Below are 26,888 nucleotides of genomic sequence, written 5' to 3' on the forward strand. Positions count from 1 at the left end.
TTCAATTATCGCTATGCTTTTATAAACTGCTCTCGCAAGCGCCCTACTCTATCTCTTACGGCCGCAGCTTCTTCAAATTCAAGATTCTTAGCATGTTCATGCATCTGTTTTTCAAGCTTATCAATTTCATGGCTAATATCGGCGGGTTTAACAAGATAGTCTGCGCCCTCCTCTGCCACTCTCCTTGATTTATCAGACTTGCTATCGCCGACATCCATAACATCGGTAATACTCTTAATAACACCTTTAGGGGTAATGCCGTTATCAAGGTTATACTGGTGCTGCATGGCTCTGCGACGATTGGTTTCGGTTATCGCTTTATCCATAGACTTAGTAATGCGATCACCGTAGAGAATGACTTTACCGTTCACATTACGGGCAGCTCGGCCAATCGTTTGAATAAGAGAGCGCTCTGAGCGCAAAAAGCCCTCTTTATCGGCATCAAGAATACAAACCAATGACACTTCAGGCATATCTAGGCCTTCGCGAAGTAAGTTGATCCCGATTAGTACATCAAATACACCAAGCCTAAGATCGCGAATGATCTCAACTCGCTCAACGGTGTCTATATCGGAGTGAAGATACCTAACCTTGACCCCATGTTCATCCAAGTATTCTGTTAGATCTTCAGACATTCTTTTGGTTAATGTTGTTACCAGTACTCGCTCGTTAACAGCCACTCGCTTAGCAATCTCTGAGAGTAGATCATCGACTTGGGTTCCTACAGGTCTAACTTCAATTTCAGGGTCCAACAGCCCTGTCGGCCTTACCACTTGTTGGGCAATTTCACCTTCTGATTTATTAATCTCATAATCACTTGGTGTAGCTGATACAAAAATGCTCTGTGGCATGAGTGCTTCAAACTCTTCAAATTTTAACGGACGATTATCAAGTGCTGACGGTAAGCGAAAACCATATTCAACAAGGTTCATCTTTCGAGAACGATCGCCTTTGTACATAGCGCCAATTTGTGGAACCGTGACGTGAGACTCATCGATAATCAACAACCCATCGTCTGGCAAATAATCGAGCAAGGTTGGCGGCCCATCACCCGAGGCTCGCCCTGATAAATAGCGCGAGTAGTTCTCGATCCCCGAGCAATACCCAAGCTCGGTCATCATCTCAATATCATATTGAACTCGCTCAGTAATACGCTGCTCTTCGATCAGTTTATTGAGATCTAGCAATTGCTTCTTGCGATCTCTTAGTTCCTCTTTGATGTGTTCAGTGGCTGCTAATATCGACTCACGCGGCGTAACATAATGACTTTTAGGGTATACCGTAATACGGGCAACCCGCTTGTTGATGTGACCTGTTAAGGGATCAAATAGACTTAGTCGTTCTATTTCATCGTCGAACAGTTCCACTCTAATGGCATATTTATCAGAGTCTGCTGGGAACACATCGATCACCTCGCCACGAACACGATAGGTACCGCGCTGTAGCTCAATGTCATTGCGTTTATATTGCAGCTCGCTGAGTTTTTTAAGCATATCGCGCTGATCCATTATCGCCCCTTCTCGCAGGTGCAATAACATCTTCATATAGGCCTTTGGATCTCCCAAACCGTAAATAGCAGAGACCGATGCTATGAGTACCACATCTTTACGCTCAAGCAGTGCTTTGGTTGCTGACAAACGCATCTGCTCAATGTGTGCGTTTACCGAAGCATCCTTTTCAATAAAGGTACCACTCGCGGGGACATAAGCTTCAGGCTGGTAATAATCGTAGTAAGAGACAAAATACTCAACGGCATTATGGGGAAAAAACTCCTTCATCTCACCGTAAAGCTGAGCAGCAAGTGTCTTATTAGGTGCCATTATAATAGTGGGCCGAGACATCTTTTCTATCACATTGGCGATAGTAAACGTTTTCCCTGAACCAGTAACGCCTAATAAGGTTTGACTAGCAACCCCCGACTCCAGGCCCTCGACAAGTTGCTTAATTGCCAAAGGTTGGTCGCCCGCAGGTTGATATTGAGATTCTAATTGAAATACAGATTCAGACACTAGGTTATGCTTCCTCATTTTGCTTGGCTGCATTTTACCCTATTTATGTGCAATATGGGTGAACTGAGTAATTTATACATATCCAAAAATTTTAACTAAAGGCGACTAAAAGTAGTGTTTTTATACTAGCAAAAACAGGCAAGCAGTTGCCAATCCATATAAAGCTGATGGTTCAAAAGTTATAACCATTTCTGTTTACTCAGATGAAAGTTTGTGACAGCTTCACAATCAATGACTTAGCAAAGTACACTAGGCCACAGCGGCCTAGAACTGGCACTTTAATTCACAATTACACGACTAGAATAAGTTACAATTCAGCAACAACTTCAAAATCGTGAAAAATTAACTGTTGATTTTTGCATCAATCTGTTTTTAAACAATAAAAAAAAATCTCAACAAAATTGTTCATTTTAACCTCAAGCCCCTACTCATCGGCCTTTGCAACAGTTTTTATCACTTAACCCACAGGCTTATCCACAGATTTAGTGGATAACTCACGCAAGCCTTGTTATAGCGGGACTTTTGACCAATTCAGCGACTTAAGCATTATCAATATAATTTTTGTAATTTTATTACATATGAAATTATGGTACTGCTTCTATAAGCAATTAGTTTTATATATACCTGTTCTACATCAAGATGCGTGATTTCAGTGGGAATTAAAAGTGGTTTAGACAGGATTTAGACCGCTGTGCAATAGTTGGCCTATTGCCGAGGTTAGTAACACAGCGCTGATATTCTACGCAAACTCCCCAAGTGCATGGCGAGAGCAACATTTTTCTGCATTCTTTATTTATTAAGAATAAAGATTGAATTCCGACAGAATGGTCATATTTTGTTCTATACAAAATATGACATTTCCGCCCTCCTTGCCGGTATGAAGCAGAAGGTAGAGCGAAGCGCGGCTAAATAGATCTAGCAGGTAGAGTAATGCATGGAGCAATTGCCGACCTTGACCCCTGTCACTTGACCACATGCTGAATCCTGCAACTTGAAGTGGTTTGTCTATATTCTCTATGAGTTAATCGAAAACTACGATTAACTCATAGACTTGCGTTCTAGCTGTTCAGTTAATGACAAATATGGTGCATTCATCACCATGATGCACATTTGATGAACACTTAATCGCATAAATGCACTTTTTTTCCCTTGTCGAGTTGACTCAGTAGTAAGAGCCATTTAATATGCGCTCCGTCTTCAACGAGACGTAACTTAAACGATTCCCCTGTAGTTCAGCTGGTAGAACGGCGGACTGTTAATCCGTATGTCACTGGTTCGAGTCCAGTCTGGGGAGCCAAAGTTTAAGTTAATCAGATATTTATCTGGTAATATAAAAGAGCAATTCCCCTGTAGTTCAGTTGGTAGAACGGCGGACTGTTAATCCGTATGTCACTGGTTCGAGTCCAGTCTGGGGAGCCACTTTTATATAACGGTTAAATATTGATAAAAAATGTAATTCCCCTGTAGTTCAGTTGGTAGAACGGCGGACTGTTAATCCGTATGTCACTGGTTCGAATCCAGTCTGGGGAGCCAATTTTTATCAGCAAAAATAAGTAAAATGCGATTCCCCTGTAGTTCAGTTGGTAGAACGGCGGACTGTTAATCCGTATGTCACTGGTTCGAATCCAGTCTGGGGAGCCAACTTTTGTTTATGATTTAGATTTATAGCGTTTCCCCTGTAGTTCAGTTGGTAGAACGGCGGACTGTTAATCCGTATGTCACTGGTTCGAGTCCAGTCTGGGGAGCCATCTAAAGATAAATCGAGTATAGGTAATATTGCGATTCCCCTGTAGTTCAGTTGGTAGAACGGCGGACTGTTAATCCGTATGTCACTGGTTCGAATCCAGTCTGGGGAGCCAACCTGTATAACAAAAATATTCTTATTTACCACCGCCTTCTGCAAGCCAAGCACAAATCAGTCTAAAAATAAAACACTCCTCATACAATGCAACTGATATTCAATTCAAAATCAGTTTATAATGCCCATAAAAATACACGTTTTTAGAACAATTTTGTCTTCTATGATTGTGAATGGACTCATTATGACTAGTTTCCGATATTACCAACTCTTTTTAGTTCTTGTTTTCTGCGGACTCACCTTCGTAACCTTTTCCGACAATCAAACTAATTTAGCCAGTCGTAGCGATCAAGAGCTGTCAAAATATACTGCTAGTATTGCGGATCAAAGCAATTGGCTAGGTGATGGCCAAGCGTTATACCAACATTTAGATCAAAGTTTCAATTTCCAGTTCTTCCAATACATTGATAGCAATGACAAAGATAATAGTTACACCAAGGGCAACTTACTGTCTGAGGGTGGAAGTTTTATCAATCAACTCTATCAGATTGAAATGCCAGTCACTCAAACACTGACTAACGGTCGATTACAGGTGAAACTGTCCATAGCAAAAGAGATCACCACAATGTCCGATAGGTTTGCTTATCAGTTAAAACTTATTTGGGGCTCCTTCCTACTGATTAGTGTTTTTAATCTCTTGCTGGCTCTGCGCCAAGCAAAAAAAATACAGTACAGTGCAAAGATAATTGACGATCTACCAAATTTTACTTTCCATGCAATACAAAAATCAAAACTAAAGGGTGAGTTCACCCCACTCGTTAGGGCATTAGAGTCATGCCAAAGTAAGTTAAAATCAAAAATCAATGAACTCAATGAAACCCACGAAACGCTGACTAAAGTCGCTTTTCAAGATCCTATAACAGGATTCGGTACCCGCTCTAAATTCACCGAAAAGTTGAATGAAATATGTTCGCCTAATAGCCAACAATTGGGTGTGCTGGCTATGGTTAGGGCCTCCGAACTTGCTGCAATAAACCAATTACACGGACGTGAAGCTGGCGATAACTATTTAACACGAATAGCGAACCTGATCAGAAAGTCTTTGATTAGATCGCCGAATGCGGATTGTTACCGTATTTCTACCGCTGATTTCGCATTAATTTTGCCTGACGTTTCTTTAAAAGATGGCATGATGATCATCGAGCAACTGAAAATAGCCTTTGATGAGTACCAACAAAATTTAGGCACCGATGCTGTTGCCTACATAGGTTTATGCCCCTATTTGCAAAATAATGATCCAGTAACATTGATGACGTTAGCCGATACAGCGGTCAGTATTGCGCAAACGATGGGGCCAAATAGCATTCACGTACAACAAAAGCTCACCGGTGATGAACTGTTTGGTGATAGCCGTTGGAAAATAGCCATCGACGAGATCCTAAAACGTAAAGCGATAAAGTTTTACGCCCAAGCAATACGCCCTTGCCGAAGCGATGTTGAGTCATACCGTGAGCTGCTGTCTCGCTTTTACAACGACCAAGGAAAGTTCTTACCTACAACCACAGTTATTGCGATGGCAGAACGTCATGGTATGAGCGAAGAGTTGGATAAACTAGTGATCTTGAAAACACTGAGTATGCTCGTAGGTACACCGTCACTAACGGGTTTATTTGGCATTAATGTCAGCACATCATCGGCAAACAGTGAAAGCTTTGTCGCTTGGTTGAAAAATGTATTGATCCGTCAACGACATTTGGCTGGAAGACTCATTTTTGAGGTTAGTGAATCAGGTATGCAAGCTAACCTCTCCGCGACATATCATTTTATCAATGAAGTGCACAGTGTTGGTGCTCGAGTATCGATCGAAAAATTCGGTCTAGGCTTTACTTCGTTTAAGTTCTTTAAAGAGGTACGTCCAGACTTTATCAAATTGGACGGCAGTTACACACAAGGTATTATCTCAGACTCTCATAATCGTTTCTTTGTAAAAATGATCATTGATATTGCAAGGAAACTTACCATTAGAGTGATTGCGACTAGTGTAGAGAATCAAGAGGAGAAATTAGCCATGGAGCAGCTGTTACTCGATGGCCTGCAAGGCTACTATATTGCCAAGCCAACTCCTTTAGTAACAATGAGTAATAACAAGGCGACTGAAATAGTGCGTTAAATTTACTCATAAGAAACCTAATTTAATTGTCCCTGCTTTCTTTGTGTTGTTTATGGCGGCGGAAAAGCCGATAATAGCGTTAAGATTGTCTAAATAATGAATTGAGATGAGTGAATATCTCCTGTTATTGGTCAGCACTGTGTTGGTCAATAACTTTGTGTTAGTAAAATTCCTAGGTTTATGCCCTTTTATGGGGGTATCGAGCAAACTTGAGTCTGCAATCGGTATGTCGATGGCGACGACATTTGTGTTGACGCTTGCCTCTATTCTCAGTTATTTGGTAAACAGATACCTGCTATTACCTTTCGATCTCGGTTACCTTAGGACGATGAGCTTTATCTTAGTTATCGCCGTGGTTGTGCAATTCACCGAAATGTTGGTACAAAAAACCAGTGCTTCATTACATCGCGCGTTAGGCATTTACTTACCGTTGATCACCACTAACTGTGCTGTACTCGGTGTGGCACTACTCAATATCAATGAAGATCATAACTTTTTAGAATCCGCCATATTTGGCTTCGGTGCCGCAGTCGGGTTTTCGTTAGTGTTAATCCTGTTTTCAGCAATGCGTGAACGGCTTGCTGCGGCAGATGTACCGGCCCCGTTTAGAGGTGGTGCTATTGCGATGGTTACCGCAGGTCTTATGTCCCTTGCATTTATGGGTTTTACAGGGTTGGTTAAATAAACATGTCAGGTATTGTCATCGCTGTTATTGTTCTCACAGTACTCGCGCTTGTCTTTGGTATTTTACTGGGATTTGCCGCTGAAAAGTTTAAAGTGGAAGGCAACCCGCTTGTCGAACAGGTGGAAGCATTGCTACCACAAACACAATGCGGCCAATGTGGATACCCAGGTTGCAGACCTTACGCCGAAGCTATCGCAAATGGCGATAAGATCAATAAGTGTCCGCCTGGTGGCACTGCCACTATGGAAAAAATCGCCGACCTTCTCGGCGTGGACCCTGAGCCTCTCAACGCCACAGAGCAAGTTCAGCAGAAGAAAGTCGCCTATATACGCGAAGATGAATGCATCGGCTGTACTAAGTGCATTCAGGCATGCCCTGTCGACGCCATTTTGGGGTCAGGTAAGCTAATGCATACCGTCATCACCGAATACTGCACAGGTTGCGATCTGTGTGTTGCTCCCTGCCCTGTAGACTGTATTGATATGTTACCAATCGAACAAACGACAAAGACATGGGATTGGCAATTAAATGCGATTCCGGTAAAACAAGTACAAGAGGATCTGCAGTGCTAACTTTATTGGAACAAGTTGATAAAGGAACGCTTTGGCGCTCGCATGGTGGTATCCACCCTCCTGAGTTAAAAACACTATCGAATAGGACCGCTATTGCTAACTTCCCGTTAGCAAGCCATTTTATTATCCCTATTCCACAAGTCGGCGATAGCGCATTACTGAATATCAAAGCCGGTGAGCGGGTATTAAAGGGTCAAGCACTAACTACTGGTACCAGCTTTGCTCATTGTCCAGTACACGCACCGACCTCTGGCATCATCACAGCCATAAAACAGATGCCGAGCAACCACGCGTCAGGCTTACCCGTTTTAAGCTGTGTACTCACCGCTGACGGACAAAATGAAACGGTCGAAACCATTGCATCAGATGTATCGACTTTGGATAATCAACAAATCTTAAAATTGATCCAAAACGCAGGGATTGCAGGGCTCGGTGGTGCCGCTTTTCCGACTCACATAAAATTGAGTCCGGTGAGTGATATTGAACTGGTGATCGTCAACGGCATAGAGTGTGAACCTTACATCACATCCGACGACCGATTAATGCAAGAGCATAGCGATGAGATCATCTCAGGCATCGCAATTATTGAACGTTTATTGACGCCTAAACGGATTATTATCGCTATTGAAGACAATAAGCCTGAAGCCGTTGAAGCGATGCAACATTCACTCAATCGAAGTGAACTTTCGAGTGATAAAGTTAGAATCACAAAAGTGCCTACTAAATATCCATCAGGTGGCGAAAAACAGTTAATCCAAATTTTGACGGGCCAAGAAGTGCCCTCCGGCGCTATTCCCGCCCAGCTAGGGATGCTGGTACAAAATGTCGGTACTGCTTACGCAATACAAGATGCCGTTATTAATGGAAAACCACTGACCTCAAGAGTGGTTACGATCACAGGATTGAATTGCGAGCATCCGGGTAACTACTGGCTACCGATTGGCACACCAGTGCAACATATTCTTCAAACTAATGGTTTTAAAGGTGAGCTCGGCCAAGATAAAATCATTATCGGTGGTCCAATGATGGGCTACTCATTGCCAGATGTGACCGCGCCAGTGCTAAAAGGTACCAACTGTATCTTATTGCCAAGCACTGAAGAGATCACTGCAGATCAACAAGAGATGCCTTGTATCCGCTGTGGCGAATGCGCGATTGCATGCCCAGCGCTATTGTTACCACAACAGCTATTTTGGCATGCACAAGCTGAAGAGTATGATAAAGCGGCGAGCTTTAATCTTCACGATTGTATTGAATGCGGTTGCTGCAGTTACGTTTGTCCAAGCGACATTCCGTTAGTTGAATATTACCGGGTGGCTAAATCGGCTCTGCGCACGCAGTCCGAAGAGAAAAAACAAGCTGATTTAGCTAAACAGCGTTTTGATGCAAGACAGCAACGACTGGAAGATGAAAAACTCGCTCGAGAAACTAAAGCGAAAGACGCGGCCGAACGGCGTAAAAACAGTATGGCTAGTACTGATAGAAACGCGGTTGCAGACGCGATGGCACGTATTAAAGCTAAAAAAGCTGCAGAGGCTAATGTATCTGACAATTCTGCATCTGCACCCATTCAGGATAAGAAAGCACAAATAGCCGCCGCGGTCGCCCGTGCAAAAGCAAAAAAAGACTCAACTTCAACAACTAACAATCCGCTTGGGTCTGATGATGTTAATGTCGACCAAATCGATGATAAAAAGGCTAAAATCAACGCCGCAATTGCCAGAGCTAAAGCCAAGAAGGCACAACAAAATAGTTCATCAGCTAAAACTTCAGACCATGATGTACAAGTTGATGCTGTAGATGAAAAGAAAGCGAAAATAGCGGCAGCCATTGCACGCGCCAAAGCAAAAAAACAATTACAAGCTGACGGTGGTAAATCCCAAGAGAAAGTGCTCGTTGAAAATGATAGCGCGATAACAACTAACACAGTGCCGAATGCCAATAAAGAAAGTACTGCTCCTTCTTTGGCTGCTGACACTAAAAAAGCGCGGATAGCCGCTGCAGTTGCCAAGGCAAAAGCGAAAAAACAATCACAACAGAGTGATGACACAGCAGTGACAAGTCCTAGCGCCGTAACGAGTAATTCCAGTACTGATACAACGACAGCACTATCTGCTGATGAGATTAAAAAAGCGCGTATTGCTACAGCTGTCGCCAAAGCCAAAGCCAAAAAGCAATCACAAGCTGAAGTTGATATTGAACATACTCAAAGTGACTTGATAGATAACAACTCAAGCGACAAGCCCCCATTGCTGTCATCACCCGAAGATATAAAAAAGGCACGTATTGCCGCAGCCGTCGCAAAAGCAAAAGCAAAAAAAGCGCAAGCTAAATTGGAAGAGAAGGAATAATTAATGGCATTTAAGTTAGCGTCATCGCCACACTTAAAAGTACAGCTGCAAACCCAAAGTGTCATGCGCAGAGTCATCTTATGCGCATTACCTGGTATCGCAGCCCAGTGTTATTTTTTCGGTTGGGGTGTTTTGATTCAGCTACTACTGGCGATTGCTGTAGCGTTACTAAGTGAGTCTGCCGTACTCAAGCTAAGAAAACGTCCTATTAAACCAACCATAAGTGATAATAGCGCGGTACTCACGGCTTTACTGATTGGTGTTTCACTGCCCTCAATAGCACCTTGGTGGATAGTGGTTATCGGCACGCTCTTTGCCATTGTCATCGTCAAACATCTTTATGGCGGCTTAGGACAAAACATATTTAATCCAGCGATGGCAGCCTATGTCATGTTGCTGATCTCTTTTCCAGTACAGATGACCAGTTGGTCAGTGCCGTTATCATTAGCACAAACGCCAATGGATCTAGGGTTAACACTCAAAGCGATATTTGGTGCTATGACACCAGAGCAACTCAGTGTTTATAAACTTGGCTTTGATGGTATTGCAATGGCGACGCCTCTTGATACCGTAAAGACAGACTTATCACTGGGGTTAACCATTACAGAGAGCCTCTCAAAAAACATCTTCTCTGACGGCTACGGTGTAGGTTGGTTTTGGGTCAACATTGCCTACTTGCTAGGTGGCATCGCCATGCTTAAATTAAAAGTGATCCGTTGGCAGATCAGCCTGGGTGTTATTGGCGCTCTTTTTGTCTGCAGTAGCTTTGGTTACTTATTAAACCCAGACACACATATTGGACCTTTATTGCAGCTGTTTTCTGGCGCGACTATGCTCGCTGTATTCTTTATTGCTACCGACCCAGTTACCGCAGCGACGAGTGTTCGAGGCAGATTGATATTTGGCGCCTTAATCGGTGTTTTAGTTTATGTTATCCGTACTTATGGCGGCTACCCTGATGCGTTTGCATTTGCAATATTACTGGCAAACCTATGTGCACCTTTTATAGATTATTACGTAAAACCACGTAGTTACGGACACCGTTCTGGAAACTAATCGTGAGTGATTGCCAGTAAACCACAAGACAATGGGTAAAAAAATGCCATCGATGATTACGTTAGAGACAATGTTTTGAAAAAATCTATGCTAAAAAATGGCTTAACACTCGGCCTGTTTGCCCTGCTTTGCACCGGACTCGTCGCAGCGGTCAATCAGCTTACATTTGCTAAAATAAAGAAACAGGAACAGATTGAACTTGCAAGAGTGTTACATCAAATAATTCCTGATGACCTGCACGATAATGAGCTCACAGATCATTGCATCACTATTACAGCGGCTGAATTTCTGGGAACTGAATCCGCACTTCCAGCCTATATTGCGACAAAAAATGGTGTTGCTGTTGCCATTGCGATTGAAGCGGTAGCTCCCGATGGCTATAACGGCGACATAAGAATTATCATAGGATTAGATAAATCAGGTACAATACTTGGTGTACGTACACTCGCCCACCAGGAAACCCCTGGACTCGGCGATAAAATCGAGCTAAGAAAGTCCGACTGGGTTGTTTCATTTAACGGATTATCGGTTTTATCAGACGAGGATAAACGCTGGCATGTAAAAAAAGATGGCGGTGATATTGATCAATTTACCGGCGCTACAATTACACCCAGAGCTTTTGTAAAGGCGGTAAAAAAAGCGACTCTCTATTTTAATGCCCATAAAGATGAGTTATTAGATGCACCCGCGAGTTGCGAGGTTGGGAATGAGTGAATATAAAGAATTAGCTTGGCAAGGTCTGTGGAAGAATAACCCCGGACTCGTTCAACTACTGGGCTTATGCCCCTTACTTGCTGTTACTGCAACATTAACCAATGCGTTAGGGCTTGGCTTAGCCACAATGCTGGTATTGATTGGTTCAAACATATTAGTCTCTTTGGTAAAAGATTATGTCCCGAAAGAGATCCGTATTCCGGTGTTTGTGATGATCATCGCCGCACTGGTCACCAGTGTTCAGCTATTCATTAATGCTTATGCTTATGGGCTTTACCTTTCGCTAGGTATATTTTTGCCACTGATTGTAACTAACTGCGTCATCATCGGCCGAGCAGAAGCATACGCCTCGCGAAACAGTGTAGCAAAATCAACCTTTGATGGCTTGATGATGGGTCTAGGTTTTACCCTCGTACTTTGCATACTTGGAGCTAGCCGTGAAATATTGGGGCAAGGTACACTCTTTTACGGTGCAGATCTGTTATTAGGTGAATGGGCAAAAGGGTTAACCATCCAGCTTTGGCAAGTAGACACGACCTTTTTATTAGCCATGCTACCTCCCGGTGCCTTTATCGGAATGGGACTGTTGATTGCGCTTAAAAATGTTATTGATAACTACATAGAGGCTAAGCAGCCTAAGGTTGAGCAAGAAGCGCCAGCACGAGTTAGAATCACTAAAGTTACTTGATAGCACTTAAATTAGAACCGGTTAATTGATATCGGTTCATTCGAGCTAGCAATTGCACCGTCTAGAAATAATAACAACATCTGATGGATACTGGCATATGAATACAGAAAAACGCCGCCTTATTTTAGAGCGCCTTAGAGACAACAACCCTCACCCTGAAACTGAACTTAATTTCACCAGTCCATTTGAGTTACTTGTTGCGGTAACCTTGTCGGCTCAAGCCACCGATGTTAGCGTAAACAAAGCAACCGATAAGCTCTTTCCTGTGGCAAACACTGCCCATAGTATTGCAGCACTAGGGGTCGATGGATTAAAGCAGTACATTAAGACAATTGGCTTATACAACAACAAAGCTATCAATGTGGTCCGAGCTTGTGAGATCTTAGTCGAGCAATATGATGGTGTAGTGCCAGAAAATAGAGAGGCATTAGAAGCGCTACCGGGCGTTGGTCGAAAAACAGCTAACGTAGTGCTCAATACTGCATTCGGCTGGCCCACCATCGCTGTAGACACTCATATTGATAGAGTGTCAAATCGCACTAAGTTTGCGATGGGTAAGAACGTGGTTGAAGTCGAGAAGAAACTGCTAAAAGTGGTCCCTGCCGAGTTTAAAGTGGATGTCCATCACTGGTTAATATTACACGGGCGCTACACTTGCATCGCCCGAAAGCCTCGCTGTGGCAGCTGTATGATTGAAGACTTGTGTGAATTTAAAGACAAGGTTTACCCCGAAGAGTAAACGCCGAGTTGAAGACTAATACTGCAATAAAAAAGCCGCTAATGCGGCTTTTTTTTAGAACATACAGATAAAGAAAATTGACAGAACAACGGCAATAATAGCGCTAAGTCCCAGCGACATTTTTAGTTCAGTTTGCATCGATAACTCCTCAAATAAGTTAATTCATATTATAAGAAAAATGAGACTTTCTCAGGCTAATTTAGGCATTATGTGATCTAGATACAGACTAAATAAGTTGATCTCACTCAATATTTACAAAAAGTATTCAATCACCTTCTTAGTACTTAATAATAAGCGATATAATGGCTACATAAAGAACCTTAACCCTAGGAATAACAATGGCACAACTACTTCACACAATGCTTCGCGTAGGCAATCTAGAGCGCAGCATTGAATTTTATACTCAGGTTATGGGTATGAAATTGTTACGTAAAAGCGAAAATAGTGAATATAAATATACCCTAGCATTTGTAGGCTATGCTGAAGAGTCGACAGGCAGCGCAGTGATTGAATTAACCTATAACTGGGGCACTGAAACCTACGATATAGGGGATGCATTTGGCCATATCGCCATTGGCGAAGAGGACATCTATGCCCGTTGTGATGCAATAGCAAACGCTGGCGGTAAAGTGATACGTCCAGCTGGCCCCGTCGCCGGTGGCAGCACTGAAATAGCTTTTGTTGAAGACCCTGACGGCTACAAAATTGAATTAATACAGATGAGTTCATCGCAGAAGGGGCTTGGTTAACGCTCTCCGTTGCAACTTATCCTTTTCCAAAGATCAAAAAAAAGCGCCTTGCGGCGCTTTTTTAGCTTTTAGAACTAGCTCTTAGCATTAGTCTTTAGCTTAGAACTTGACCGTTACACCAGCATAGTATTGACGACCAACTGTGTCGTAAACTTCCGGTACTGTGCCACCATCACTGCCATTAGAAACAGTTGAAGGTAACTCATCAGTTAAGTTCTTAACGCCACCAGTCACCATCCAAGTATCATTGATGAAGTAGCTCGCCGAAACATTGTGATAAAGAACAGAGTCAACCTTAGTGCCTGCGCCTAAGTCATCCATCTCACCGATATAACGGTTGAAGTACATTACGCTCCAATCATCTTGACCGGCTTTAATACTGAAGTTGTTACGCATTTCAGCATATGCACCGAAGTTACCATCGATGGTGTTAGTGTAATCAACACCATCTTGCTCAAAGTTCAGCAAATAGGTGGTGTCATTAGCGATAGTCCAATCTAGGTTCAATGCTTCAAAGCTATAGGCTAAGTTAAAATCAATACCACTTGTGTCTTGGTAACCAACGTTAGTCAGTGTACTCGTTAGGTTAGTTAAATCACCGTTTGGACCGATGTTAAACGCTTCACATGCTGATTGGTCGCCGTCATAACAGTTCTGTAAACCATTTTGAGTATCCATACGGGCAATTGCGTTTTTAACTTTAAAGCGCCAGTAGTCAACCGTTAGTGACATGCCATCTATGTAGCTTGGAGAATAGACTAAACCAGCAGTATAAGACTCTGACTCTTCAGGCTTAAGGTTTTCATCCGAGGTACGGTTGACTAGGATTTGCGCATCTTGCTCATTACCCCATGGATCTTCAAGGTAATCGTATGAACCTGAGTTACCAGCATATAGCTCACTGATACTAGGGGCTCTGAAACCTGTTGCTGCAACAGTACGGATCATAAGATCATCAGTTGCTTCATAGGTTAGACCAATCTTCCATGTTGATGCGTTACCAAATGTAGAGTAATCATCAAAACGCAGTGCGAACTCACCAGTTAACTTATCGGTAAACGGTACGCTGACTTCCTGGAATACAGAAATTACGCTGTAATTACCATCGGTTGGATCTTGTTGTGCCGAAGTACTTTCGCCTGCAACCACAACTGGGTCTGGATTGTAGTAACCACTTTCGTAGCGGTACTCAGCCCCCATCGCAAATGCGACAGCTCCAGCATCAAGGTCAAACAGTTCACCTGTTAAGCCTGCTGAGAATACATGTTGTTCATTACCACCGTCTGCATCCTCGGTGTACGCAACGCTATTAAGCACATCTTGGTCAGTTATTGGTTGGCCTGTTAACCAAGGATCTTGGTCTGCATAAATCGCATTAGCCATAGAAGTGCCATTGATTGAGTTCTCAACCGCAGTCTCAGCTTTGTTTTTACCGTAAGTGTAGGCAATATCCCAGTCCATACCGGTATTAATATCAGCGGTACCGGCAAGGGCTGCAGAAATACGCATAGTGTCTGTATCTTGCGTATAGATACGAGGGCCTACATCGTTCATACGTTTGCGGTAGTTTACTTGGCCATTCTCATCGGCAACAATACCACCATCAATCATATCTTGATCAAGCTCTAAACAGGTCGCTGGGTCATCACCTGCTTCACATACATCAAGCATGAGGTTAGCCGGTTGCGCTGCCATCTGCTGATTGGATTTACGCTTAGTGTAAAGAATATCACCTGTTAACACTAGATCATCGCCAAGCTCTTGCGTCATATTAGCGAACAAGCTGTAGCGCTTACTAGGTGTTTGATAGTAGCTATCTTGAGTGTAATCATAGCTCTCTTCGCGATCTACCCAATTACCATTCTCATCTTTCACTTGGCCGCCCAACGAGCCGTTTGGAATGAAAGAGCTAGCACCTGGATCAGTAAAGTCACGATCTGATTGAATCACACTGCGTCGCTCTGAGAAAGCGGCGCCAAATGTATAGTTACCCGTATCAGTATTAAAGCCGTATAGCGCACTGATTTCGCCGTTTTCACCGTCGCTCTTATCAGTCATGCCACCAGTAACATCAATCTGGAAGCCTTCAAAATCTTTCTTAGTGATGATGTTAACAACACCAGCAATAGCGTCTGAGCCATATACCGCTGATGCACCATCTTTTAGGATCTCTACACGTGCAATCATTGCAACAGGAATAGAGTTAAGATCCACAGCGCTATCCGCACCTGAACCTGAGTTAACCATACGGCGGCCGTTTAGCAATACTAGCGTACGCTGAGAGCCCATACCGCGAAGGTCTACCTGAGCAACACCGTCTGCACCATTGTTAGTGCTAGAACCAACCGCTGCGCCAGCCATAGAAGTTTGTGCTTGTAGCAACTGGTCTACAGAGGTGAAACCTTCTGCTTTAATGGTTGCAGCATCAATAACCGTTACTGGAGAAGCTGTTTCCATATCTTGACGTTGAATACGGGAGCCGGTAACAGCAATGCGTTCTACTTTAGCTTCCTCTTCTGCGTATGCGGCAGTTGAAACTGTAATTGCAGATGTTGAAACGGATGCGATTAATCCGAACTTTATTGCTGAGGCCAATTTAGATGGTCTATTCATTTATGTCGTACTCCCTAACTTAATTATTTTTATATGCACGTCATTTGTTATCACTGACGTTGTTAGGGATACTGCAATTTCACGTTTATGGCGTCAATCCACCAAACCGTTAACCATTCACTTTGCGTTGTTAAATTACATGGCAAATAAAGTAACGCGACGTCATGCGTGGGATTTTTTAAACAAGCATCGACCGCCAAGAGCGATACAATAACCTGCCAAACTCACAATAAAAAGCATAAAAACCCACCAGCAACGCAACATCTCATTAACCGAGACAAACAACCATACTGTGACACGCGTCACATTTTTCCTACCGGAATTTTAGTAATCGTGACTCAGAAAGGGGCAACAATTAGAGTTGGCTCATGTTTTTTTACGAAAATATGGACTCGTCGGTAAGAAAGTGTTCAGAATTAAAACAGCATTACGAGCCTCAACCGTTAAAATCTGCAACATACCCGAAAAGAAACACCTAATACAATTTACATACCAACAACAGCTGTTATTATTTTCAGGCGTTAAGGTAACACTTCACGTTTGGCATAAATATTCAGATATTTTGGATAGATAGACTTTAGAACTGCAATATAAACACTATTAAAATGATAAAATAGTCATTAATGGCAAGAACTCAGCAGGAATGCGGAGTACTAACAACTAACTTAGATCGTTTAACTAATACTCTCCTTGTATCAATTTCAAACCGAAATCAGCTTAAAATCGCCACATCTATAGATCTCAGCATATTTTAATAGATAATCTTATTGGCTTAGGCAGGCATTGTACTCACTTCAATTTCACCCATCATTTCATCAAAAAATGGTAATTTGGCCTGTTTACCATTCACTTGCTTGCATTAAAGTTTTAAACAACGTGTCGCTACCGACAGGGGACTGAGTGAGTCTGTGCAAGAGCTTTCCAACAGTCAGTTTAGACACACTTAAAATCGATGAAAAAACAACCAGCCGAAGTCATTACAGTAAAAAGCCGAGCGTAGATGAGGAAAAGTCGAAGTACATATCGATAAGTTGACGGGCAATTGCAAGGCGATTGCTCGTCAACTAAGTAAACAGAGTGCTTACTTGGATTCTGGTTGGATTAGATTAAAATGGTTATAGGCTCTTTGTGTTGCAATGCGTCCACGTGGTGTTCTTTGTATGAAGCCTTGTTGAATTAAGAAAGGTTCTAATACATCTTCAATAGTTTCACGCTCTTCACCAATAGCGGCCGCTAAGTTATCAAGTCCTACGGGGCCACCCATAAATTTGTCGATAATAGCGAGCAATAGCTTCCTATCCATATAATCGAAACCTTCGCCATCGACATCGAGCATGTCCAGAGCGAGCTCAGCAACGACCTTAGTCACATCACCACTATGTTTAACTTCGGCAAAATCACGCACACGACGTAATAAACGATTAGCAATTCTTGGGGTTCCACGTGAGCGCTTAGCTATCTCGATAGCGCCCTCTTCATCGATCTCTAGTGCCATTACTTTTGCTGAGCGAACAACAATCGTTGACAGGTCTTTTACGTTATAAAACTCAAGTCTTAAGGGGATCCCAAATCGAGCACGTAACGGAGAGGTTAATGAGCCTGCTCTGGTTGTTGCTCCAACTAATGTAAATGCGGGCAGATCCAACTTAATAGATCGCGCAGCAGGACCTTCACCAATCATGATATCTAATTGGTAATCCTCCATCGCAGGATACAAAATCTCTTCCACTACCGGGCTTAATCGATGGATCTCATCGATAAACAAAACATCGTTCTCTTCAAGGTTAGTCAACAAGGCCGCTAAGTCACCGGCCTTTTCGAGGACAGGCCCAGAGGTCGACTTTATGTTAACGCCCATTTCATTGGCAACAATCATTGCTAATGTTGTTTTACCTAGCCCTGGAGGGCCATAAATCAACATATGATCTAACGCTTCACCGCGCTTTTGCGCCGCTTCGATAAAGATTTTTAACTGCGCTCGAGTATCATCTTGGCCGGTATACTCGTCCAATAGCTTAGGACGCATCGCCCTATCGATGACTTCTTGTGGTTCGATAACTTGTGGTTGTATTAGGCGGTCAGCTTCAATCATCAGTTATCCTTAAAGCATCGATTTAAGCGCTGATTTAATCAACGATTCGGAGTCTATACCATCAACATACACAGCTGAAACGGCTTTACTTGCTTGCGCAGGTTTGTATCCAAGTGACAACAATGCGCCTATTGCGTCCTCTTCTGCGGTATTAGCAACAACAGGAGCCGTGTAATTTGATTGCAACATAAACTCTCTTTCAGAACCAGCCGAGGCTTCCATTAGGCTCTTGAGTTTATCACGCATCTCGACCAACAAACGTTCTGCGGTTTTCTTACCAACCCCCGGCAATTTAACTAAAGTCGCAATATCATCTCGTTCTACACAAGCAACAAACTCAGCCGCGGTCATACCAGATAGAATTGTGAGCGCGAGTTTTGGTCCAACGCCATTGGTTTTAATCAGTAATCTAAATAAAGCTCGCTCCTGTTTAGAGATAAAACCATACAGTAGCTGTGCATCTTCTCTAACAACAAAATGGGTAAAGATAACGGCCTCTAGACCAATATCGGGTAACTCGTAAAAGCTGGTCAATGGCATTTGAATTTCATAACCAACACCAGCAACATCAATAAGCACTTCAGGTGCTTGTTTTTCGACAAGTAGACCACGTATACGACCAATCATTTATATCTTCCGTATGTTCTTGAGTTTGCCTTGCCGCCCATGGCCGCCAAGCTTTGATTAGTATGATAATGACATACTGCAACACCTAATGCGTCAGCGGCATCGGCTTGAGGGGCACTCGGCAACTTTAAAAGTTGTTGGATCATATGCTGTACTTGCGATTTTTGTGCTCTGCCAGTGCCAACAACAGCACTTTTTATTTGGGTCGCACTGTATTCTGCTACTGGCAAATTAGCGGCGGTTGCGGCGACTATGGCAGCGCCTCGAGCCTGACCCAACTTAAGCGCAGAATCGGCATTTTTGGCCATGAAAACACGCTCGATTGCAAATTCATCAGGTTGGTACTGCCTGATAATTTCAGATAACCCATCAAAAATTTGTTTAAGCCGCAGTGGCAACTCATCTGAACTGGTTCTTATACAACCACTACCGACGTAAACCTGTTGCCGGCCCACACAGTTAATCACTCCGTAACCTGTGATCCTAGAGCCTGGGTCAACCCCTAAAATTATCGCCATATAAGCTTATTCTAGCCCCGCCATGACATCGTCAGAAATATCACCATTGTGATAAACCTCTTGTACGTCATCATGATCTTCAAGATTATCGATTAAACGTAAAAATTTAGGAGCCGTACTCGCATCGAGTTCCGCTTTGGTTGATGGCAACATGGTGACTTCAGCATTAACCGCCTCAAGGCCAGTCGCATCCAATGCATCTTTTACCGCACCAAAATCCTCTGGGGTGGTAAATACATCGACTGAACCATCATCATGAGCCACAACATCATCTGCACCCGCTTCAAGGGCTGCGTCCATTACGGTATCTTCATCAACCTCTTGATAAGAAATAATGCCCTTCTTATCAAATAAATAAGAGACTGAACCATCAGTTCCTAAGTTGCCACCTGACTTACTAAATGCGTTTCTGACACCTGAAACCGTGCGGTTTTTGTTATCGGTCATAGTTTCAACTAATACCGCAGTACCACCAGGACCATAACCTTCGTAAATGATAGTTTCTAATACCTGCCCGTCTAACTCACCGGCGCCGCGCTTTATTGCACGCTCAACGGTGTCGCGAGTCATGTTATTTGAAAGTGACTTATCAATGGCTGCACGTAATCTTGGATTAGCGTCTGGATCTGAGCCACCTTCTCTTGCGGCAACAGTAAGCTCACGAATGAATTTAGTAAAAAGCTTGCCACGCTTTGCATCTTGCGCTGCTTTACGGTGCTTAATATTGTCCCATTTACTATGACCTGCCATCTCTTTCTCCTACATTCGATTCATTAATGAATAAACATTGAGCCATGATTTACCAAAATTATTCGAAAAAAAAGCCGAGTCTACACTCGGCTCTTTTTAGCAGTGCTTACTGCTCGTCTTTGGTGTCGTCCACGATGACCTGAATACCCAATTCAACTAACTGCACTGGATTGGCAAAACCTGGCGCATTTGTTAATGGACACGCTGCCGTCGTTGTCTTAGGGAACGCCATAACATCACGAATTGAGCTTGTGCCCGTCATTAGCATAATGATGCGATCTAAACCAAACGCTAAACCTGCGTGTGGAGGTGTACCATATCGTAGCGCTTCGAGTAAGAAACCAAACTTTTCGTTTGCTTCTTCATCATTAATACCTAGAATTCTAAATACCGCTGACTGCATTTCGCTATTGTGAATACGGACTGAACCACCACCTAACTCACAACCATTCAATACCATATCGTAGGCATCTGAAATAGCTTCCGTTGGATTAGCTTCAAGTTCAGCAGGTGTCATGTTGCTAGGCGCGGTAAATGGATGATGCATCGCATGCAAGCCACCATCTGAAGTACGTTCGAACATTGGGAAATCAACAACCCAAAGAGGTTTCCAATCGCCTTGTAGCAATTCAAAGTCTTCACCGGCTTTTAGACGAAGTGCGCCCATAGCTTCAGCAACGATGTTCGCTTTATCTGCGCCAAATAGAATTAAGTCACCATCTTTTGCGCCAGTGCGCTCAAGCAATGCTTTAACAACATCTTCACTCAAGAACTTAAGCACTGGAGATTGAATACCTTCCATGCCTTTTTCAAGTTCTTTAACCTTCATCCAGGCTAAGCCTTTAGCGCCATAGATAGTCGCGTACTTGGCGTACTCATCTAACTGCTTGCGAGAAAGCTTTGCTCCACCTGGGATGCTTAGAACGGCAACTCGCCCTTCAGGATCATTTGCTGGTCCATTAAATACCGCAAACTCAACATCCTTTACTAGGTCGGCGACGTCAATCAACTCTAGGGGGTTACGCAGATCAGGCTTATCAGAGCCGTAACGACGCATCGCTTCTGCAAAGGTCATTTTAGGGAATTCACCCAAATCGACATTTAACAGTTCTTTAAACAGACCGCGAGTCATCTCTTCGGTTTTTGCCATCACTTGATCTGAAGACATAAATGAAGTTTCAATATCTATCTGAGTAAATTCTGGCTGACGGTCAGCACGTAAGTCTTCATCACGGAAGCACTTAACGATCTGGTAGTAACGGTCAAACCCAGACATCATCAACAACTGTTTAAATAGTTGCGGAGATTGTGGCAAGGCGAAGAACTGACCTTTATAAGTACGACTTGGTACTAAATAATCACGTGCACCTTCTGGTGTCGCTTTTGTTAGAATTGGCGTTTCAATATCTAAGAAACCGTTACCATCAAGAAAACGTCTAACAGCACTGGTCACTTTAGAACGGAAAATGATACGTTCTGCCATTTCAGGGCGACGTAAGTCTAAATAGCGATACTTTAAGCGCTGCTCTTCAGTATTATGCTGGTTCTTGTCCATGTTAATCGGTAGCGGAGCTGCACTGTTTAGGACGGTTAGCCCTAGTCCTAAGATCTCGATTTCACCGGTACGCATATCAGCGTTAATCTGGCTATCGGGTCTAGCTCTAACTTGGCCTTTGATTTGCACACAGAATTCACTGCGTAAAGTACTCGCCACCTCAAAAACTTCTGGAAGATCTGGATCGTATACAACTTGAACAATGCCTTCTCTATCACGCAGATCGAGAAAAACAACGCCGCCTAAATCTCGGCTACGATTAACCCAACCCACTAGGGTTACTTCTTGACCAACGTGAGACTTATTAACGTCTCCACAATAATGACTGCGCATTTAACTCTTTCCTTTATTCCGCAAAGCGATGTTTGAGGATCTGGTTCAAAACAAGACAAAAGCGGCATTATAGAGATATATTGCCGTTTTCCAAATAACTTATCGACTAGTCGGTTAAGTATCAGCCAATTTCCAAAAAAAATGAATAGATTTAGCCTAATGTTACTGTTGCAGCGAATTTCTGGATGATTTTCCGCCAGCATTTTTAGCGCGGTACATATGTCTATCTGCTGTTTTTAATAACGTATCAACACTATCACCATCTGCGGGGTACAACGCGATGCCCATACTGGCAGAAGCTGATAATGACAGTTCATCAATAACAAAGGGGCTCGACAAACGCTGTAGCAGCAGTTCTGCTACCTCATCAACTGCTGATATCGAATCGACTTGATTAAGAATGACGATGAACTCATCTCCCCCTAATCGACCTACTGTATCTGAACGCCTAACTGCACCGGTTAATGCTTCGCTAACAGCAATAAGGTAATCGTCACCAACATGATGACCGAACTCATCATTAATGGCTTTAAAACCATCAAGATCAACAAAAATAACTGCAAACTGTGACATTTCTCGACTATGGGTCAATATAGCCTGCTCCAGTCGTTCCTCTATCATCGAGCGATTAGGCAACTTGGTTAAGCTGTCATGCTTAGCAAACTGGGCCATTTTATTTTCAGCCTCAATTCTTAACGCCACTTCTCTACGTAAACGCCTATTTGCCAACAGGGCCATAATTATCAGTACAGCCAGTACACAAAAAACGATTATACTTAACCGCAATCTGTTTTCAAAATCCTCGCGACCAAACTCTATCGTTTGTGATACCCATTTTTGATGGATTTTTTGCTGCTGAGAGCGATCAATATTGGCAATAACGCTATTAATATAGGGTAACAAAAGCTGTTTGCTCTTATTGACACCGATATGGCTTCGCTGCTCAGCAAAGTCGACCAACATAGACATTTTTAGCTGAGAAAATTGCCCCTTTTTCAGACCAGCACTTAGATTGACCACTTTATCGATAAAAACATCAGCCCGACCTTCATCAACAGCATTAAGGCCTGCACGGCTATCTGGCACCAATACCAACTTCAATGTTGGATACTCACGTATTAGATTGGTAATAATATGATACCCCTCCACTACAGCAAGCCGTAGCCCCTTAAGCTCCGTTAAACTAAATACATTCACGCTATCTAACGAGGTAACAAGCCCCCATGGTGCAGGCCAATAGGACCTTGAAAAGGCCAATTGTTGTTGACGCTGCTCGGTGGGTGCAATACTACCAGACATATCGATATCACCACGAAGGAGTGCATCAAGCAACGCTTGCCAATCACTGAATTCGACGTAATTCAGTTTCAGCCCTAGCTCTTGCGAAATAATCTTGAATATCTCACTATTAATCCCGGCGTAATTGCCGTCATCGCTTAAATATTCCATCGGGGCCCAATTATTCACAAACCCCACTTTTATATCTCCCATTCCCTTTATCATCGCACGTTGCTTTGCGTTCAGCAGGATGAGGTCTTTAGTCGCCGAATAAATTCTATCATCAGGATTTAGAATCCACTTTGTTTCTATCGCGGCGAGTTCCGCCGACGTCATCGCATTGAATCCCGCAGCAATACGTTCAGAGAAATCTATATCACTACTTCGATTTAATGCATATAGATCCGTTTTAAAATGAAGTGGTTTAAACAGGTGAAAGTCTTGCCATCGGCCTTCTAATAATAAATAGTGTTGCGTCCATGCCGCTGCCGCAATAAACCCATCCACTCTGCCAGATTCTGTGGCCGCTATCATCTCTTGTACATTGGCAACATAGTAGAAATCTGAATCAGGTAAAGCTTCAATTAATTCGGCTAGATAAGGCGATGTCGGTGCCACGGCAAATACTTTACCCTTAAGTTCATCTACCGTTTTAAAAGGTGTTTTATAGGAAAACAGTCTACTGCTAACTTGATAGATTAGGTGTGCTCGATTGAGTCCTGACTTCATAGATTCACTTTCGGGGTAACCTAGCTGCACATCAGCGACACCTCTCTCGACATTCACAATAGCTTGTTTCATGTCTCCAGCAATAAAGCGGATCGGTAAGCCGGTTTTATCCGACCATAACTTCCAAATATCAACCAGTAACCCATGTGGCAAACCGTTCGGCCCCATATCGGCATAGGGCTCGACACCAGTCTGCATCGCAATAACGACTTCGTTTTGGCTACTTTGTATACCTAACCACTCTCTTTCAATTCTATTACGTTCAGCCTGCTCTACTAAGCTGAACCCCTGCATTACCAACTTTAAAAATGACGCATCCCCTTTTTTAACGGCTGGATAGAATGCAAATTTACTGATCGCTATACGGCGGTTAAACGGAAACGACATAACGATTTTTTGGCTAATATTGCTCTCACGCAGATATCCTTCAAGCCCTGCGAAAATAAATATCTCATTTTGAATTACGGCATCGAGTAACTGCCGACGATTATCGTAATAACTAAAAGTTAGCTTGGGCTGTTTTTCAAGCAACATTTCAATATGGGCAGAGCCTTTAACAACTCCAATTTTATAGGGAATAAGCTTTGCCAAGGTGTTGACATTCATCAATGCTTTATTGATATAGAGGTAGCCATTTACCTTTGATATCGATTGTGAAAAATCAAACACATTAAGTCTTTCTGGGGTCCTAGCCATTCCAATGTGGATATCGGCAATTGACTGCCCCACGCTGTCTAATGATTGCTGCCAATTAGCAGGCTGAAATACGACATCTCGTTGATTAACACGCGACCATTGGCGCCACAAATCGACTAAGAGACCATTAGCAACGCCGTTCTCATCGACATATTGGAACGGGTAACTGTCATCGCTCATTGATATCACTAATGGCGGCATGCCATTTTTGGCCGCAGAAGAGACTGAAGTTGTAAAAAAGACAGACAAAACAGCCAGCAGCAGGTAAGCGTTATATTTCAATGACAATCCCTATAAAAGGTCAAACATCTGTAAACAATTTGTATCAATAAGGCTATTAGACAAAATTTTATGAGGAATTTCCAGTACTAGTCTTGCTGGTTGCAGAGATGTTTAGCTAGAATGAGAGGTTGAATTCCCACGATTTGATCACATGAAACCTTCTCAAGACGACATATATGCAAAACAGTACCAACAAGTCAGCGATTTTCAATTCGATGATAAAGTGGCAGGTGTATTTAATGACATGATCCGTAGATCTGTGCCAGGATACGGCCAAATCATTAATACTATTGGGGATTTAGCACAAAAATATGCTAAACCGAACAGCAAGGTGTACGATCTAGGCTGTTCTTTAGGGGCCGCAACCTTAAGTATTAGACGTCGAGTAGAAGGTCGTAATTGTCAGATAATCGCAGTAGATAATAGTGAATCCATGATAGAACGCTGTAAAGAGAACCTTTCAGCTTATGTCAGCGAAACCCCCGTTAAGTTGGTCTGCGGTGATATCCGTGATATTGAGATAGAAAATGCCTCTTTAGTTATACTTAATTTCACCATGCAGTTTCTAGCGCCTGAGCATAGAGAAAGCTTGCTCAAAAAAATCTATGAAGGCTTACTGCCAGGGGGACTTTTAGTTTTATCTGAGAAGCTTTATTTCGAACAGCCTAAAATTCAATCAACGTTAGATGATTTACATCTCGATTTCAAAAGAGCAAATGGTTACAGTGAGTTAGAGATAAGCCAAAAAAGAAGTTCACTCGAGCATGTGATGAAGCCTGATACGCTTCAGCAACATGAAATACGGATAAAAGAACAGGGTTTTAGCCAGTTTAGTGTCTGGTTCCAGTGTTTTAATTTTGCATCTATGGTGGCAATTAAGTGATAAGTTTTAGCTCGTTTTACAAACAAATTTCAGACTCTAGCCTACAGCACTGGTTAGAGACCCTCCCGGCTATCCTTGGCGAGTGGCAGCGAGAACATAAGCATGGTTCATTGCCTAAATGGGAAAAAGTGCTTAACAAATTGCATTACCCAGCGCCCGATAGCGTTGATTTTAAAACCAGTGTCACCATAGGCTCTGGTAACCAGCTATCGGCAGGTGAACAAGAGAAACTTGAAAACCTGTTAGCCATCTTCAAACCGTGGCGGAAAGGCCCATACTCGATTCACGGTGTAGAAATAGATACAGAATGGCGCTCAGATTGGAAATGGGAGCGTTTAGCCCCACATATTTCACCTTTGGCCAACAGAACGGTACTTGATGTAGGTTGTGGCAGCGGCTATCACATGTGGCGTATGCTCGGCGATGGCGCTAAGCATGTGGTCGGTATCGACCCATCACCGCTATTCATGTGTCAATTTGAAGCGGTTAAAAGGATTGCAGGTAACGACCAACCTATCCATTTTCTGCCTTTAGGCATTGAAGAGTTACCACCACTAGATGCTTTCGATACCGTTTTTTCAATGGGTGTGCTCTATCATCGCCGCTCCCCTATCGATCATCTGATCCAACTCAGAGACCAGTTACGTACAGGTGGAGAACTTATTTTAGAAACCTTAGTCATCGATGGAGATGAGAATACTGTTCTGGTACCGGAAGATCGCTACGGAAAAATGAATAACGTTTGGTTCTTACCTTCTGTTGCAGCGCTTATGCTTTGGCTTAAAAAGAGTGATTTCATCAATATACGTTGTGTTGATGTTGATGTGACCTCTTTAGCAGAACAAAGAAGTACTAGCTGGATGCCGAATGAATCATTAGTCGATTACTTAGACCCTAATGATGTTAGCCTTACCGTTGAAGGTTATCCGGCACCAAAGAGAGCGACAATCATCGCCACAAAGAACCAACCAAATAAAGATTTAATCTAGCCGATAGTAATG

The 26,888-nt window shown here is 42.9% G+C and carries 20 protein-coding genes and 6 tRNA genes; 17 read left to right on the top strand and 9 right to left on the bottom strand.

The features are described 5' to 3' along the window. Positions 1-11: 11 nt before the first annotated feature. Positions 12-2,009, bottom strand: a complete 1,998-nt coding sequence (gene uvrB / locus JK628_RS12380; protein WP_202284866.1) for an excinuclease ABC subunit UvrB — start codon at positions 2,007-2,009, stop codon at positions 12-14. A gap of 1,038 nt (positions 2,010-3,047) precedes the next feature. Continuing rightward, the gene (locus tag JK628_RS12385; protein WP_202284868.1) at positions 3,048-3,188 is read right to left on the bottom strand and encodes a hypothetical protein; all 141 of its coding nucleotides are present in this window, start codon (positions 3,186-3,188) and stop codon (positions 3,048-3,050) included. 42 nt (positions 3,189-3,230) lie between these two features. On the opposite strand from JK628_RS12385, the gene JK628_RS12390 reads away from it, so the two are divergent. From JK628_RS12390 to gloA, 15 genes are all read left to right on the top strand, one after another. Further along, a tRNA-Asn gene (locus JK628_RS12390) sits at positions 3,231-3,306 on the top strand. A gap of 46 nt (positions 3,307-3,352) precedes the next feature. After that, positions 3,353-3,428 (top strand) — tRNA-Asn (locus JK628_RS12395). 38 nt (positions 3,429-3,466) lie between these two features. Further along, positions 3,467-3,542, top strand: a tRNA-Asn gene (locus JK628_RS12400). 32 nt (positions 3,543-3,574) lie between these two features. Then, a tRNA-Asn gene (locus JK628_RS12405) sits at positions 3,575-3,650 on the top strand. A 31-nt stretch (positions 3,651-3,681) separates the two neighbouring features. Then, positions 3,682-3,757 (top strand) — tRNA-Asn (locus JK628_RS12410). A 35-nt stretch (positions 3,758-3,792) separates the two neighbouring features. Next, positions 3,793-3,868 (top strand) — tRNA-Asn (locus JK628_RS12415). Positions 3,869-4,051: 183 nt separating this feature from the next. Further along, positions 4,052-5,977 carry a bifunctional diguanylate cyclase/phosphodiesterase gene (locus JK628_RS12420; RefSeq protein WP_202284869.1) on the top strand — a complete coding sequence of 642 codons (1,926 nt, stop codon included), beginning with the start codon at positions 4,052-4,054 and terminating at the stop codon, positions 5,975-5,977. A gap of 106 nt (positions 5,978-6,083) precedes the next feature. Beyond that, a complete protein-coding gene (rsxA, locus tag JK628_RS12425; protein ID WP_202284870.1) occupies positions 6,084-6,662 on the top strand; it encodes an electron transport complex subunit RsxA in 579 nt (192 codons plus the stop codon). Between the two features lie 2 nt (positions 6,663-6,664). Beyond that, on the top strand, positions 6,665-7,234 hold the full coding sequence (gene rsxB / locus JK628_RS12430) for an electron transport complex subunit RsxB (protein WP_202284871.1): 570 nt from the start codon (positions 6,665-6,667) through the stop codon (positions 7,232-7,234). After that, complete coding sequence (rsxC, locus tag JK628_RS12435) at positions 7,228-9,585, top strand: electron transport complex subunit RsxC (RefSeq protein ID WP_202284872.1); 2,358 nt, start codon at positions 7,228-7,230, stop codon at positions 9,583-9,585. The genes rsxB and rsxC overlap by 7 nt, the downstream gene beginning before the upstream one ends. 3 nt (positions 9,586-9,588) lie before the next feature. Then, entirely contained in the window at positions 9,589-10,641 is a 1,053-nt protein-coding gene (rsxD, locus tag JK628_RS12440) for an electron transport complex subunit RsxD (RefSeq protein ID WP_202284873.1), read from the top strand. A gap of 87 nt (positions 10,642-10,728) precedes the next feature. Further along, the gene (gene rsxG, locus JK628_RS12445) at positions 10,729-11,355 is read left to right on the top strand and encodes an electron transport complex subunit RsxG (protein WP_202289808.1); all 627 of its coding nucleotides are present in this window, start codon (positions 10,729-10,731) and stop codon (positions 11,353-11,355) included. Next, the gene (locus tag JK628_RS12450; RefSeq protein ID WP_202284874.1) at positions 11,348-12,043 is read left to right on the top strand and encodes an electron transport complex subunit E; all 696 of its coding nucleotides are present in this window, start codon (positions 11,348-11,350) and stop codon (positions 12,041-12,043) included. Before rsxG ends, JK628_RS12450 begins: the two co-directional genes overlap by 8 nt. Positions 12,044-12,140: 97 nt before the next feature. Beyond that, positions 12,141-12,782, top strand: a complete 642-nt coding sequence (gene nth / locus JK628_RS12455) for an endonuclease III (RefSeq protein ID WP_202284875.1) — start codon at positions 12,141-12,143, stop codon at positions 12,780-12,782. 338 nt (positions 12,783-13,120) lie between these two features. Beyond that, a complete protein-coding gene (gene gloA / locus JK628_RS12460; protein WP_202284876.1) occupies positions 13,121-13,531 on the top strand; it encodes a lactoylglutathione lyase in 411 nt (136 codons plus the stop codon). A gap of 99 nt (positions 13,532-13,630) precedes the next feature. On the opposite strand, the gene JK628_RS12465 is transcribed toward gloA, so the two are convergent. From JK628_RS12465 to JK628_RS12495, 7 genes are all read right to left on the bottom strand, one after another. Then, entirely contained in the window at positions 13,631-16,144 is a 2,514-nt protein-coding gene (locus JK628_RS12465) for a TonB-dependent receptor (RefSeq protein ID WP_202284878.1), read from the bottom strand. Positions 16,145-17,225: 1,081 nt separating this feature from the next. Further along, complete coding sequence (gene ruvB, locus JK628_RS12470; RefSeq protein ID WP_202284879.1) at positions 17,226-18,236, bottom strand: Holliday junction branch migration DNA helicase RuvB; 1,011 nt, start codon at positions 18,234-18,236, stop codon at positions 17,226-17,228. 9 nt (positions 18,237-18,245) lie between these two features. After that, complete coding sequence (gene ruvA, locus JK628_RS12475) at positions 18,246-18,863, bottom strand: Holliday junction branch migration protein RuvA (protein WP_202284880.1); 618 nt, start codon at positions 18,861-18,863, stop codon at positions 18,246-18,248. Further along, positions 18,860-19,381, bottom strand: coding sequence for a crossover junction endodeoxyribonuclease RuvC (gene ruvC / locus JK628_RS12480; RefSeq protein ID WP_202284881.1), 522 nt, complete (start codon positions 19,379-19,381; stop codon positions 18,860-18,862). The genes ruvA and ruvC overlap by 4 nt, the downstream gene beginning before the upstream one ends. A gap of 6 nt (positions 19,382-19,387) precedes the next feature. Continuing rightward, on the bottom strand, positions 19,388-20,131 hold the full coding sequence (locus JK628_RS12485; RefSeq protein ID WP_202284882.1) for a YebC/PmpR family DNA-binding transcriptional regulator: 744 nt from the start codon (positions 20,129-20,131) through the stop codon (positions 19,388-19,390). A 106-nt stretch (positions 20,132-20,237) separates the two neighbouring features. After that, positions 20,238-22,019 (bottom strand): aspartate--tRNA ligase, encoded by a 1,782-nt coding sequence (gene aspS, locus JK628_RS12490; RefSeq protein ID WP_202284883.1) that lies wholly within the window; start codon positions 22,017-22,019, stop codon positions 20,238-20,240. A 162-nt stretch (positions 22,020-22,181) separates the two neighbouring features. Continuing rightward, the gene (locus JK628_RS12495) at positions 22,182-25,004 is read right to left on the bottom strand and encodes a transporter substrate-binding domain-containing protein (protein WP_237524009.1); all 2,823 of its coding nucleotides are present in this window, start codon (positions 25,002-25,004) and stop codon (positions 22,182-22,184) included. Positions 25,005-25,155: 151 nt separating this feature from the next. Between JK628_RS12495 and cmoA the strand changes: the two genes are divergently transcribed. After that, positions 25,156-25,887, top strand: coding sequence for a carboxy-S-adenosyl-L-methionine synthase CmoA (cmoA, locus tag JK628_RS12500; RefSeq protein ID WP_202284884.1), 732 nt, complete (start codon positions 25,156-25,158; stop codon positions 25,885-25,887). After that, positions 25,884-26,876 carry a tRNA 5-methoxyuridine(34)/uridine 5-oxyacetic acid(34) synthase CmoB gene (cmoB, locus tag JK628_RS12505; RefSeq protein ID WP_202284885.1) on the top strand — a complete coding sequence of 331 codons (993 nt, stop codon included), beginning with the start codon at positions 25,884-25,886 and terminating at the stop codon, positions 26,874-26,876. Before cmoA ends, cmoB begins: the two co-directional genes overlap by 4 nt. Positions 26,877-26,888 lie beyond the last annotated feature (12 nt).

The sequence above is a fragment of the Shewanella sp. KX20019 genome (assembly GCF_016757755.1).
GTDB lineage: Bacteria > Pseudomonadota > Gammaproteobacteria > Enterobacterales > Shewanellaceae > Shewanella.